This is a genomic window from Corallococcus carmarthensis (assembly GCF_003611695.1).
Lineage (GTDB): Bacteria > Myxococcota > Myxococcia > Myxococcales > Myxococcaceae > Corallococcus > Corallococcus carmarthensis.
Genome location: NZ_RAWE01000253.1, coordinates 1 through 13,138 on the forward strand (window position 1 = coordinate 1; position 13,138 = coordinate 13,138).

The window sequence follows — 13,138 nt, forward strand, 5'->3', positions numbered from 1 at the left end:
ACGGAAGGCCCGCCCCGCGAGGCCCCGTCCGCCACTCCGCCCGGGTCCGATACCGGACACCCGGCGGGCCAGCCGGCCCTTCCAGCCCCTGGCCGCCCGGTGACGCTGGTGGTGGGCGGGGACGTGACGGTGGGCTACCACTACGAGGAGTACTTCGATGATCAGGTGGCCAAGGGGAAGACGCGCGAGGAGATGTTCGCCTACGGCTTCCGCGAGGTGCGGCCCATCGTGGACTCCGGCGACCTGTTCGTCGTGAACCTGGAGTGCCCGTACACGGCCAGCACGGAGAAGCTGCCCAAGAACTTCAACTTCCGCGCGCGGCCAGAGCTGGTGAACGTGCTCACCGCGGGGCGCGTGGGCGTGGTGAGCCTGGCCAACAACCACATGATGGACTACGGCGCACAGGGGCTGCTGGACACGCTTGGCGCCCTGGACGCCGCGCACATCCCCTACTTCGGCGCCGGCAGGAACCTGGCGGAGGCGCGCCGCCCGGCGGTCCTCACCGTGGGGGGCCTGCGCGTCGCGTTCCTGGGCTACTTCTTCCTGGGCACGCGCAACATCGAGCCCCGGGAGGTCTACGCCACGGACACCACGCCGGGCGTGGCCGGGCACTTCTCCGACGTGGAGGTGATGGAGCGGATGCTGCGCGAAGACATCGCGGCGGCGAAGGCCCAGGCGGACCTGGTGCTGCCCTTCTTCCACTGGGGCATCGAGGGAAACACCACCCCGGAGCCGTACCAGGTGCGCCTGGCGCACGCGGCCATCGACGCGGGCGCGGCGGGGGTGCTGGGCAGCCACCCGCACGTGCTCCAGTCCATGGAGCTGTACCAGGGCAGGCCGGTGCTCTACTCGCTGGGCAACTTCGTGTTCGGTGGGAACTGGAACCCCCGGGACAAGCGCAGCGTCCTGTGGCGGGCGCGCTTCGACTCCACGGGTTATCTCTCCAGTGACGTGCTGCCCCTCAGGACCGACCGCTACCCCGAGTTTCCCGTCCAGCCGGTGCCCGTGACGGGTGCCGAGGCCGAAGGGGTGATGACCTTGCTGCGCACCGCGTCGCAGGGGACGCCGGGGCTGGAGCGGATGCTTCCCGCGCTGGACGCGGAGGGAGCAGGAAGCCGGCCGCTCCCCTCCTCCGACGTGCGAGGGGGGGAGTAGCCTTCAGGCCTACTTGTTGTTGCGCTGGCCGCGCTTGAAGCGCGTACGGCGGCGCTTGAGCTGCGCCTTCCGGGTCTTGGCGCGGTTCTTCAGCTTCTTCTTGGAACGATTCCCCTTCTGTGCGGCCATGATGAAGGACTCCGTGTTTGAGCGTGATTCAAGCCGCACCGGGCGGCAACGGGGGCCGTTCTTACATGCCACTGCCCGCACGGCCAAGGTTTTCCTTGACGCCCTCGGCCCTTGCCACGGGGCGCCCAAAGGGGCAAGACGCCCCGGGAACCACGCATGATTGACAAACTGGAAGAGGTCGAGCGCCGTTTCGAGCGGCTCACGGCCGACCTGTCGAACCCCGATATCCTCGCCGATACGGCGAAGCTCCAGAAGGTGTCCAAGGAGCGCGCCGGGCTGGAGAAGCTCGTCGAGACCTTCCGCGGCTACCGCAAGGTGCTGGCGGACCTGGGCGAGGTGGAGACGTGGCTGTCCAGCTCCGACCCCGACGAGAAGGCCTACGCCAAGGAGGCCCTGCCGGGCCTCAAGGAACAGCGCGAGGTGCAGGAAGCCGCGCTGAAGATCCTCCTGCTGCCCAAGGATCCCAATGACGAGAAGAACGTCATCCTGGAGATCCGTGCGGGCGCGGGCGGCGACGAGGCGGCCCTCTTCGCCGAAGAGGTCATGCAGATGTACCTGCGCTACGCGGACCGCAAGGGCTGGAAGGCGGACATCGTGGACATGAGCGCGGGCAACGCGGGCGGCGTGAAGGACGCCACGGTGACGCTCTCCGGGGACGCCGTGTTCAGCCAGCTCAAGTACGAGTCCGGCGTGCACCGCGTCCAGCGCGTGCCGGCCACGGAGACGCAAGGCCGCATCCACACCTCCACCATCACCGTGTCGGTGATGCCGGAGGCGGAGGACGTGGACGTGCAGATCAACCCTGCGGACATCGAGATGCAGGTGATGCGCTCCACGGGCGCCGGCGGCCAGAGCGTCAACACCACGGACTCCGCGGTGCGCCTCATCCACAAGCCGTCCGGCATCGTGGTGAAGTGCCAGCAGGAGAAGAGCCAGGGGAAGAACCGCGCCATGGCCCTGCGCATGCTGCGCGCGAAGCTCTACGACATGGAGCAGGAGCGCATCCGCAACGAGCGCGACTCCATGCGCCGCGGCCAGGTGGGCACGGGCGACCGCAGCGAGAAGATCCGCACGTACAACTTCCCGCAGGACCGGCTCACCGACCACCGCATCGGCCTCACGGTGCACAACCTGCCGGCCATCATGGTGGGCAACGTGGACGAGGTGATCACCGCCTGCCGCACCCACTACCAGGCCGAAGCCCTCAAGGCGCAGACGGGCGGCGGGCGGCCGGCCAGCGAAGCATGAGCGACGTCTGGACCATCCGCCGGCTCCTCACCTGGACGACGCAGCACTTCGAGAAGCGCCAGGTGGACGCGCCCCGGCTCACGACGGAAATCCTGCTGGCGCACGTGCTCAAGACGGGCCGCGTGCGCCTGTACGTGGACCTGGACCGGCCCCTGTCGAAGGACGAGCTGGCCGCGTTCAAGGCGCTCATCGAGCGACGGATGGCGGGCGAGCCCACCAACTACCTGACGGGCACGAAGGAGTTCTACAACCGCCCGTTCAAGGTGGACGCGCGCGTGCTCATCCCCCGGCCAGAGACGGAGCTGCTGGTGGAGGCGGTGCTGCACGCGGTGCCCAAGGACGCGCCCAGCCGCGTGCTGGACGTGTGCACGGGCTCCGGCTGCATCGCCATCAGCGTGGCGGCGGAGCGGCCCCAGGCGACGGTGATGGCCACGGACCTGTCCAAGGACGCGTGCGCGCTGGCGCGTGAGAACGCGCAGGCCCTGGGCGTGGCCGAGCGCGTGAGCGTGCTGGAGGGCGACCTGTTCTCCCCCCTGCCCCCGGACGCGACGTTCCGGGTGGTGGTGTCGAATCCGCCGTACATCGACTCGGGCGACATCGCCGGGTTGTCCCCGGAGGTGCGGCGCGAGCCGCGGCTGGCGCTGGATGGCGGGCCGGATGGGCTGGTCGCGCTGCGGCGGGTGATTCAGGGGGCCCGGCGGGTGCTGGAGCCTGGCGGACTGCTTGCATTGGAGATGGGTGAGACCCAGGGCAGCGCCGTCCTGGAGCTCCTGCGGGCCGCGGGGTACGCGGACGCGCGCGTGGAGAAGGACCTGGAACGGCGTGAACGCATGGCGTTCGGGACACAGCCCGCGGCCTGATGGCCACGGGCGTGCGGCCCGGCAGCAGCACCGGAAGAGGCACGGGAAACACATGGACAAGATCGTGATGAAGGGTGGCACCGCGCTGCACGGCGAGGTGGAGGTGTCCGGCGCGAAGAACGCGGCGCTGCCCATCCTGGCCTCCGCGCTGCTCGCGGATGGCACCACCACCTTCCGCAATGTGCCGGACCTGGCGGACGTGGCCACGATGCTGGAGGTGCTCCGCACGATGGGCTGCGAGGCCGCGCGGCTCACCGGCAAGAAGGCGGACACCTGTGAAATCAGCATCACGGGGGACATCACCCCGGAGGCCCCCTACGACCTGGTGAAGACGATGCGCGCCAGCGTCCTGGTGCTGGGGCCGCTCGTGGCGCGCTACGGCCGCGCTCGCGTGTCCATGCCGGGCGGGTGCGCCATTGGCGCGCGTCCCATCGACCAGCACCTGAAGGGCCTGAAGGCGCTGGGCGCGGACATCCACCTGACCGAAGGCTACGTGGAGGCCCGGGCCAAGCAGCTCAAGGGTGGCATGGTGAACTTCGACGTCATCACCGTCACCGGCACGGAGAACGTGATGATGGCGGCGGTGCTCGCGAAGGGCCGCACGGTGATGGAGAACTGCGCGCGCGAACCGGAGGTGGAGGAGCTGGCGCGCGTCCTCAACAAGATGGGCGCGAAGATCGAGGGGGCGGGCACGTCCGTCATCACCATCGAGGGCGTGGAGTCCCTCAATCCGGTGGACCACGCCATCCTCCCGGACCGCATCGAAGCGGGCACGCTGCTGGTCGCGGCGGCCATCAGCGGGGGCAACGTGCTGGTGAAGCACGCACGCCCGGAGCACCTGGACGCGGTCATCGACAAGCTGCGCGAGGCGGGCTGCACCCTCACCGCGGAGGGTGGCGGCCTGCGTTGCAAGGCGCCCAGGACGCTCAAGGCGGTGAACATCACCACCACGGAGCACCCGGGCTTCCCCACGGACATGCAGGCGCAGTTGATGGCGCTGATGACGGTGAGCCACGGCACGTCCGTCATCTCCGAGAACATCTTCGAGAACCGCTTCATGCACGTGCCGGAGCTGCACCGGCTGGGCGCGGACATCACCATCCAGGGGCACACGGCGGTGGTGAAGGGCGTGAAGGGGCTCAGCGGGGCGCCCGTCATGGCCACCGACCTGCGCGCCAGCGCGTCGCTCATCCTGGCGGGTCTGCGGGCGGACGGCCAGACCGAGGTCAGCCGCGTCTACCACCTGGACCGCGGGTACGAGCGGCTGGAACGCAAGCTGCGGGGCCTGGGGGCGGACATCCGCCGCGTGAAGGAGCGGGCCTGAGCCCTGGGGGCCGGTAGACGGCGCGTTGCCAACAGAAGCGGCGGCACGGGTTGCATCCCAATTTTTGTGCGACCTATCATTCTCCATTCACCGGGGAGCACCCTGTCGCTCCCCCCTTCAGGAGAACGAGCCGCCCCATGAATTGCCCCGGTTGCAACGCCGAAATGACTGATCTCGAGGGAGATCACGAGACGTTGCGGGAATGTAAAGAGTGTGGCGGTTTGTGGGTCAACGTCGCGGATCTGAACCGGATCCTCCTCCACAACAACCTCCCTGGCCTGGAAGGTCAGGGCGGCAAGATGGACGCCGACGCCCTGACGGGCCAGTGCCCCGACTGCCAGGTGGACCTCGTCCGCTACGTCGGTGGCGACCGGCATCACCCCCTGCAGTTCGACACCTGCGAGTCGTGCGGGGGCATCTTCCTGGAGTCTGAGTTCGCGGACGCGGCCGACACCGCGGCGGCGGAGAAGAAGATCATCGAGTTCTTCCGCGCCTTCAGCGCCAAGCTGAAAGCCAAGGCCGCCATCTGACGGGCCACGGCCCGGGCCCCCACGAGAGCCCGGGCGCCTTCACGGTTGGCTGCGGAAGTCGCTCCCCCACTCCTCGGGGAGCGTCCCGTCCAGCGACAGCGCGGCGGCCGCCTTCGGCCCCTCGCCGGCCGGGGTCCGTTCGAAGCGCGCCGTCACCTTCCCCTTCTTGGGGATGTCCAACGTCACGCGGTTGCCGGCCACCGTGTAGGTGCCGCTGACGACGGTGGTGGGCTCCTTCGTCTCCAGGGGCTCCAGCGAGAAGCGCCAGGTGCCGTCCACGAAGAAGGACAGGAAGCGCTCGGGAGCGCCCTCGTGGCCGCCGAACCAGGTGCCCACGAGCGGCGCCACGCGCGCGTCGTACTTGTACCGGGTGGCGAGCGTGGGGCCGTTGAGGGGCTTGCCTCCCGAGTAGAGGACGAGGTCGGTGAGGCACACCGGGCTGCCCTCCTGGGTGCCGGGGAAGCGGTCCGCTACCTCCAGGATGAAGCGCGCGCCGAACAGCGGCTGGGACAGGGGCACGGCCTGCAGGCCGCGCTTGTCCTGCACGGTGACGCTGCGGGACGCCTCCACGCTGGTGAGGGTGAACTTGCGCACGCGGCCGTTGGCCTTGAAGGCGTCGCGGGACGTGCCGTCGCCCGTGTAGACGCGCACCTCGTCCAGGGTGACGGGCTCCTTGAAGCCGATGAAGACGTGGGCGGGCTTCTCCCCTTCCGCGCACCAGGCGGTGGTGTCCCGGCCGTCCAGCAGGTTGAGGGGGACGTAGTGGTCCGGACGGGCCTCCTTCTCCACCCAGGCCTCCGCCTGGGCATAGCCGGGCGCGGCGGGGGCGGCGGCGAGGACGGACGGGGACACGAGGAGCAGGGAGGCCAGGGACAGGCGTCGCATGGGGCGCATCTTGGATCGTCCCCACCCCGGGGCTCCAGTCCGGGTGCGTACCTTCCGCCGTCACCAGACCTCGCGGGAGGCCGCGACGTGGGACCCGGCGTTCTCCAGGTGACGTCCGGGCGGCACGGATGAAAGCAGCCCGCCGGGGGTTGGGGGTGCTTGACACCCGGACACGCCCAGGCCGACAAGGCGGACCGACCGAGGAGGAAGACGTGATGCGACGTTGGGGCTGGGTCTGTGTGCTGGGGCTGCTGGGGGTGGCCGCATGCAAGAAGGACGTGCCGGCGGAAGCGCCGGACGCGGGCGCGGTGGAGACGGGTCCCTCCGCCCTCACGGAGAAGGAGCCCAACGAGCGGCCCGACCAGGCGCTGGCCGTCACGCGCGACAGCGTGGTGACGGGAGGCCTGGCGGCGGAGCCCAACAAGCTGGACGAGGACTGGTACCGGCTGGCCCCCGGCACCCCGCGCATCGCGGACGTGACGGTGACGGGCCTGCCCGGCGGGGACGTGAAGCTGGACGTCTACGACCAGGACCGCAACCGGCTGGTGGGCGTCAACAGCGAGGGCGAGGGCAAGGGTGAGCGCCTTCCGAACCTCTACGTCGAGCAGGAGCGCTGGCTGGTGGTGTCGCCCGCGCGCAAGGGCATGGGCGGGGCGTACACGCTGGAGGTGAAGTACCGCCAGCCCAACGACGGCGAGGAGCGCGAGCCCAATGACCGCGCCGTGGACGCCGCCGCGCTGCCGCTGGGGCAGACGGTGACGGCGTTCCTGGGGCATTCCGGGGATGAGGACTGGTACCGGGTAGAGCTGCCCGGTCCCGCCACGCCCGAGGGTGAGCCGGCGGTGCAGGACAGCGGCGCACAGGCTCCGGGGACGACTCCCGCGGCTCCGGCGTCGGGTTCGACGCCCGCGGCCGTTCCGCCGCCGTCGACGCCGGACGAGACGCCGGTCATCGACGACAACGCGGCGCCCTCCCCCACTCCGGAGGGCACGTTCGGGGGCGGAGAGCCGCCCGCGCCGCCGCCGGAGAACGCGATGCCCACGGCGCCCGGGGAGCTGGGCGGCGCGGTGGCGGCCCAGGCGGTGGACGCGGGGCCTCCGCCCGAGCCCGAGGTGCCGTCGGTGGCGCTGAAGATCGAGCTGTCCGCCGTGGAGGGCGTGCGGCCGGAGGTCTCCGTGCTGTCCGCCGCGGAGGCGCCGCTGTTCACGCTGCAGGGCAAGGAGGGCGAGCCGCTCGCCCTGCGCAACATCGGCGTGAGGGCCACGGACCGGGTGGTCTACGTGGTGGTGAAGGGCGGCTGGACGGGGACGGGCAAGGCGCAGCGGCGCACCTACAACGCGCAGGTGCCGTACACGTTGACGGTGTCGCAGGAGGAGGCGGGGGCGCACGCGGAGCTGGAGCCCAACGACGAGCTGCTCAAGGCCACGCCGCTGACGGGCGCGGGCTTCCGCGAGGGCTTCCTGTCACCCAAGTCGGACGTGGACAACTACGTGCTGACGGCGCGCGAGCCAGTGCTGGCGAAGGTGGAGCTGTCGGGCGTGGACCGATTGGACCTGACGCTGTCGATGGTGGAGCCGCCGCAGGGCGACGGGCAGAAGGAGACGGTGCTGCTCAAGGCCAACGACGGCGCCCTCAAGGAGCCGGAGCGGCTGAACAACGTGGCGTGCAGCGGCACCTGCTACTTCCGGGTGGAGGGGTCGTTCCGCAAGGTGAACGGCAAGTTCGTGAAGGACTTCGAGAACGCGGACCAGCCCTACCGCATCAGCATCAGCACGGTGCCGGACAACGGCAGCGAGGAGCGCGAGCCCAACAACACCGCCGACCGCGCGCAGGACCTGACGTTGGGCAAGGCGGTGCGAGGCACGGTGTATCCGGCGAAGGACGTGGACTACTTCCGGGTGGACCTGTCCGACCGGCCCGTGCGCACGGCGATTACGGCGACGCTGCTGGGCATCCTGAAGGTGGACGTGGGGCTGTACCTGCACCGGCTGCAGCCGGATGGAAAGCTGACGCTGGTGCAGACGTCCGACCGCGCCAAGGGCGACCAAGCGGAGACCATCCGCTACAGCGCCGAACCGGGCGTCTACGTCTTCGAGGTGCGCGACGCGAAGAACCGCGAGGCGAACTTTCAGGATTCGTACCAGCTCACCGTCGAGGAGGGTGAATAGCGGGAGGACTGGCGATGAAGCGCATGTGGTGTTGGCGATGCCGGCAGGAGATGCCGATGCTGGACGAGGAAGAGTTCGAGGAGGTCTCGACCCTCTACCGCACCGTCTTCCATCGTTCGACGGAGCGCACGATGGAGGCGATTTTCGCTCCCGTCAGCCAGGCCTACGAGCGGCTGACGGGCTACGCCGGCTGCCATCCAAACACGGTGATGCATCACCGCATCGCGCAGTACGGACCACCGTGCACGGCATGCGGAAAGCCACTGCGCACACCCGAGGCCCGGTACTGCGCCGCCTGCGGAAAGGTTCGCCAGGAACCGGCCGCTTCTTCCCGTTGACAAGGCCGGGCCCCGCCCCTACTTTGGGCCCCGCTTCGCGCGTCACCTGCGGTGGTAGCTCAGTTGGTAGAGCACGAGCTTCCCAAGCTCGGGGTCGAGGGTTCGAATCCCTTCCGCCGCTCTGAAGAGACAAGGCCGGTGGTTCCTCACAGGAACCACCGGCCTTCGTGTTTCCGGGTGAACACTGCCCCCTCGGGACCTTCGTCGGGGGCCCGGCGATAATCCGGACGACCTCCGGTCCTTCATGACGCCCATCGCCCGCGCCCCGTCCCCCGCCATCTCCGCTCGCCCGATTCCCCGGGAGCCCACGCCCGCGTACGTGCAGCAGTCCACGCCGGCCCCCACCCGCACGCCGGGCTACTCGTCGGAGAGCCGCTTCGAGGACGCTCGCGCGCGGCCGGTGGCGCTGGACCTCCAGTCCCTCCCCGGCGCCGCCTGGGTGAACCGCTCCATCGACAGCTACAACCGCGTGCAGGAGATGCGCGGCACCGGCGTGCAGCCCCGGTCCGCCTTCCCCTTCTTCGGGCCCACGCGCCAGGCGGAGCTGCACACCGTGCCGCCGGAGCGGCAGGCCGACGTCAACGCGGGCGTCCGGGGCATGCTCACCGAACAGATCTCGCGCCTGCGCCCCGAGGACCAGGCGCGGCTTCGCCCCCTGGTGGAGGCCGTGGGAACGCCCCAGTTCTACGAGCGGGTCGCGGAGCTGGACACGGGCCACGCGGCCGAGTGGCGCCAGATGGCTGGCGTGCAACGAGGCTTCGCGGAGGGCGAAGCGACCGAGTCCCCCACCACGCGCGCCTACAGCGAATCCATGCGGTTGACGCTCCACGCGACGGCGGTGCTCCAGTTCGCCGGCGCCACCGGCCGCGTCCTGCCGCGCGACGAATACGCGCAGTTCATCCGCAACCACGCCACGGCCTTCCACGAGAACGGCGGTTCCCTCACCAACCTGCCCATCGGCGTGTCGGGAGCCATCGAGGTCCTCCGCAACACGCCCCTGGGCATGGCGCGCCACCTGCCGTCACTCGCGGGCGCGACCTTCAGCCCCGTGAGCGACCGCGACACCCGCACCGCCGCGGAGATGGTCCGACAGGCCCGCACGCAGGTCATCGACGGCCGCTGACGCCTTGACTGAACGGGCTTTCAGCCGCACCCTTGCCGGGTGAAGGCCCGCCCTGTCGACAATCCGCCCAACCCCTGGGCCAGCACCGCGGTGGAGTACCTGGACGAGATTCCCCCCGCGCGCCTGGAAGTCTGGGAGGACCACAGCCGCTCCATCATCGCGAGCAACGACAGCCCCGACGTGTGCTTCTCCTGGAGCGTCAACCCGTACCGGGGCTGCCTCCACGCCTGCGCCTACTGCTACGCGCGGCCCACGCACCAGTACCTGGACTTCGGCGCGGGCACCGACTTCGAGACGCGCCTCGTCGTCAAACCCCAGGCCCCGGAGCTCTTGCGCGAAGCCTTCGAGCGCCCGTCGTGGAAGGGCGAGACGGTCGTCTTCAGCGGCGTCACCGACTGCTACCAGCCGCTGGAGGCATCGCTCCGGCTCACCCGCCAATGCCTGGAAGTCTGCGCCGAGTACCGCAACCCCGTGGGCATCGTCACCAAGGGCGTGCTGATTGAACGCGACCTGGACGTGCTCCAGCGGCTCGCGGGACAGACGCGGCTCTTCGTGAGCATCAGCCTCCCCTTCCACAACGAGGAGCTGGCGCGCGCCATGGAGCCGCTCGTCGCCACGCCCAAGCGCAGGCTGGCCACCATCCGCAAGCTCACGGAGGCAGGCATCGACGTGGCCGTGTCCGTGGCCCCCATCATCCCCGGCCTCAACGACGAGGACATCGCGCGGGTGCTCACCTCCGCGCGCGAGGCCGGCGCCACGCGCGCGCACTACACGCTCCTGCGGCTTCCCGGCCCCGTGCAAGCCGTGTTCGAGGAGCGCCTGCGCGCGAAGCTGCCGCTGCGCGCGGACCGGGTGCTGCACCGCATCCGCGAGACGCGCGGCGGGGAGCTCACCGACAGCCGCTTCAAGCACCGCATGCGCGGCGAGGGGCTGTACGCGCAGACCATCCACCAGCTCTTCGCGACGGCGGCGCGCAAGGTGGGCATGCGCGCCTCATCCATCACGGAGGCCGCGCCGGACACCTTCCGGCGCCCCGCGCGGCCCTCCACCTCACCCCAGCTGTCGCTCTTCTAGGCAGCGAGGGGCGCTATTTCCGGACGGCTTGCAGGATGGACAGCAGGATGACGGCGCCCACCGTGGCCACCAGCAGCGAGTACAGGTTGAAGCCCGTCACGCCCCGGCCACCGAAGAAGCTGAACACCCAGCCGCCCACCATCGCGCCGACGATGCCGGCGATGATGTTGGCGAACATCCCCATCCGGGCGTTGGTGCCCTTGATGATGCTGGCCAGCCAGCCCGCGATACCGCCCAACACCAGCCACGAGCAGATTCCCATGACGTCCTCCTGAAGGTAGAGCCCGAAGGCCTACCAGACCTCACAGCGGTTCGCAGCCGGTGCCACCATCTTCGCCCCCGCGGGGCAGGAAAAGGCCTGCTGGAACTGCGGCAGGTTCACGTCCGGCCCGTTGACGCGCAGGAACGCCGGCGAGTGCGAATCCGTCAGCGCCCGCTGCCGCGCAGCCTCATTACGAATCTTCGAGCACCACGATTGCGCGTGCGCGAGGAAGAACTGCTGCCCCGGGGTGAACCGGTAGGAATTCGCCTTCGCCGCCTGGTCCGGGTGCCTGGCCAGGTACGACTCCATGGCCGCGTACGCCAGCTTGAGGCCGCCCAGGTCCGCGACGTTCTCCCCCAGGGTGAGCTTGCCGTTCACCTTCACGTCGTCCACGGCCGTGTACTGGTCGTACTGGTTCTTCACGCAGGCCACGCGCTCGCGGAAGGCCTTGTCCGACGCCGGGGTCCACCACGTGCGCAGGTTGCCGTCCGCGTCGAACTGGCGGCCCTCGTCGTCGAAGCCGTGGGTGATTTCGTGGCCCACCACCATGCCCATGGCGCCGAAGTTCACCGCCGCGGACGCGTCCCGCCCGAAGAACGGCGGCTGGAGGATGCCCGCCGGGAAGACAATCTCGTTGGTGGCCGCGTTGTAGTAGGCGTTCACCGTGGGCGGCGACATGAACCACTCCTGCCGGTCCACCGGCTGGCCCACCTTGCGCAGCTGGCGCGCCTGTTCGAACGCGTCCGCCGCCAGCCGGTTGTCCAGGTACGAGTCGCGCTTCACCGTCAGCCCGTCGTAGGCGCGCCACTGGTCCGGATAGCCGATCTTGTTGGTGATCTTCTTCACCTTCACCAGGGCCTGCGCCTTGGTCTGCGCGTCCATCCAGGCCAGCGTGTCCAGGTTGCGCTCGAAGGACTGCTCAATCTGCTGGACCATGTCCAGCGTGGTGGCCTTGCCGTCCGCGCCGAAGGTGCGCGCGATGAAGGGCTTGGCCAGCGCGTGCGGCAGCGCGTCGTCGGTGGCGTCCACGCACTTCTTCCAGCGCGCCAGGTCCGCCTTGGCGCCGGTGAGCACCGTGGACTCGAAGCGGAAGAACTCGTCGCGCAGCGCCTTGGGCAGCGCCGTCTGGACGTTCTTCACCAGGTGGTAGGAGAGGTACGGCCCCATGTCGGACGGCCGCTGCTGGCGCACCAGCGCGGACACCTCCGAGAAGAACTTCGGCTGGGTCACGTTGAGCGCTTCACCGGCGGGCAGCCCCACCTCCGCGAAGTACGTGTCCCACTGGAACGCGGGCGCCAGCTGCTTCAGGCCCTGGCGCTCCAGCCGGTGGTAGACCTTCTCCGGCTCGCGCGTCTCGTCCTTGGGCAGCCGCGCGGTGGCCAGCCGCGTCTCGATGGCGACGATGCCCGTGGCCTTGCGGCTGGCGACAAAGGGCGCGTCGCCCAACAGCTCGAACACCTTCTGCACGTGCGCCTGATAGGCGGCTCGCGCCTCGCGCATCTTCAGGTCGGGCTTCAGGTAGTAGTCGCGGTCCGGCAGGCCCAGGCCCCCCGCGTCCACCACCGCGATGACCTGCGTGGCGTCCTTCTGGTCCTGATCCGACGTCACCCGGAACAGCGCGTTGATGTTGCGCGCGTGCAGCCACGCCACCGCCTTCGCCACGGCCTCCGGGCTCTTCAGGCCGGTGAGCTTCGCCAGGTACGTGCGCAGCGTGGGCAGCGACTGCTCCAGCTTCGCCTCGTCCATGCAGGCGCCGTAGTAGTCCCCCAGCATCTTCTCTTCCGGGGTGCTCTGGCCCTGCCCTTCCGCGGCCTTGGTGAGGATGTCGCGCAGCACGGTCTGGTTGCGCTCGGCCACCGTCTCGAAGCCGCGGCTCCAGCGCGCGCGCTCGGCGGGGATCTCCGTGGCCTTCAGCCAGCCGCCACACGCGTAGGCGTAGAAGTCGTCACAGGGGTTCGCGGACGGGTCCATCACCGCGGCGTCCAGGCCCGGGGGCATGGGGCGCTCGGACATGGGCACGTTGGCGCCAGGCGCCTCCGGGG

The 13,138-nt window shown here is 69.9% G+C and carries 12 protein-coding genes and 1 tRNA gene; 10 read left to right on the plus strand and 3 right to left on the minus strand.

What is annotated here, in order from left to right; all coding sequences use genetic code 11:
* The 5 genes from D7X32_RS38570 to D7X32_RS38590 form a co-directional block, all read left to right on the plus strand.
* Nucleotides 1–1,155: CapA family protein (locus D7X32_RS38570; protein WP_244239420.1), on the plus strand; the 1,155-nt coding region annotated here is incomplete at its 5' end.
* A gap of 285 nt (nt 1,156–1,440) precedes the next feature.
* Nucleotides 1,441–2,532, plus strand: coding sequence for a peptide chain release factor 1 (gene prfA, locus D7X32_RS38575; protein ID WP_120607522.1), 1,092 nt, complete (start codon nt 1,441–1,443; stop codon nt 2,530–2,532).
* The gene (gene prmC, locus D7X32_RS38580) at nt 2,529–3,392 is read left to right on the plus strand and encodes a peptide chain release factor N(5)-glutamine methyltransferase (protein ID WP_120607523.1); all 864 of its coding nucleotides are present in this window, start codon (nt 2,529–2,531) and stop codon (nt 3,390–3,392) included. The genes prfA and prmC overlap by 4 nt, the downstream gene beginning before the upstream one ends.
* A 52-nt stretch (nt 3,393–3,444) precedes the next feature.
* Complete coding sequence (gene murA, locus D7X32_RS38585) at nt 3,445–4,716, plus strand: UDP-N-acetylglucosamine 1-carboxyvinyltransferase (protein WP_120607524.1); 1,272 nt, start codon at nt 3,445–3,447, stop codon at nt 4,714–4,716.
* A gap of 137 nt (nt 4,717–4,853) precedes the next feature.
* Nucleotides 4,854–5,246: a TFIIB-type zinc ribbon-containing protein gene (locus D7X32_RS38590; RefSeq protein ID WP_120607525.1), complete on the plus strand. Its 393-nt coding sequence runs from the start codon at nt 4,854–4,856 to the stop codon at nt 5,244–5,246.
* A gap of 39 nt (nt 5,247–5,285) precedes the next feature.
* Here the strand turns inward: D7X32_RS38590 and D7X32_RS38595 are convergent, their stop codons facing one another.
* The gene (locus tag D7X32_RS38595) at nt 5,286–6,131 is read right to left on the minus strand and encodes a discoidin domain-containing protein (protein ID WP_244239421.1); all 846 of its coding nucleotides are present in this window, start codon (nt 6,129–6,131) and stop codon (nt 5,286–5,288) included.
* A gap of 215 nt (nt 6,132–6,346) precedes the next feature.
* On the opposite strand from D7X32_RS38595, the gene D7X32_RS38600 reads away from it, so the two are divergent.
* The 5 genes from D7X32_RS38600 (at nt 6,347) to D7X32_RS38620 (ending at nt 10,834) form a co-directional block, all read left to right on the plus strand.
* The gene (locus tag D7X32_RS38600; RefSeq protein ID WP_120607527.1) at nt 6,347–8,299 is read left to right on the plus strand and encodes an ABC transporter substrate-binding protein; all 1,953 of its coding nucleotides are present in this window, start codon (nt 6,347–6,349) and stop codon (nt 8,297–8,299) included.
* Between the two features lie 56 nt (nt 8,300–8,355).
* On the plus strand, nt 8,356–8,637 hold the full coding sequence (locus D7X32_RS38605; RefSeq protein WP_208752684.1) for a hypothetical protein: 282 nt from the start codon (nt 8,356–8,358) through the stop codon (nt 8,635–8,637).
* A gap of 48 nt (nt 8,638–8,685) precedes the next feature.
* Nucleotides 8,686–8,758 (plus strand) — tRNA-Gly (locus D7X32_RS38610).
* 123 nt (nt 8,759–8,881) lie between these two features.
* Nucleotides 8,882–9,760, plus strand: coding sequence for a hypothetical protein (locus D7X32_RS38615; RefSeq protein WP_120607529.1), 879 nt, complete (start codon nt 8,882–8,884; stop codon nt 9,758–9,760).
* Nucleotides 9,761–9,799: 39 nt separating this feature from the next.
* A complete protein-coding gene (locus D7X32_RS38620) occupies nt 9,800–10,834 on the plus strand; it encodes a PA0069 family radical SAM protein (RefSeq protein WP_120607530.1) in 1,035 nt (344 codons plus the stop codon).
* A 13-nt stretch (nt 10,835–10,847) separates the two neighbouring features.
* On the opposite strand, the gene D7X32_RS38625 is transcribed toward D7X32_RS38620, so the two are convergent.
* Both D7X32_RS38625 and D7X32_RS38630 read right to left on the minus strand, forming a co-directional pair.
* Nucleotides 10,848–11,096, minus strand: a complete 249-nt coding sequence (locus tag D7X32_RS38625) for a GlsB/YeaQ/YmgE family stress response membrane protein (RefSeq protein WP_120607531.1) — start codon at nt 11,094–11,096, stop codon at nt 10,848–10,850.
* 30 nt (nt 11,097–11,126) lie between these two features.
* On the minus strand, nt 11,127–13,138 hold a 2,012-nt coding region (locus D7X32_RS38630; protein WP_147450435.1), incomplete at its 5' end, for a M13 family metallopeptidase.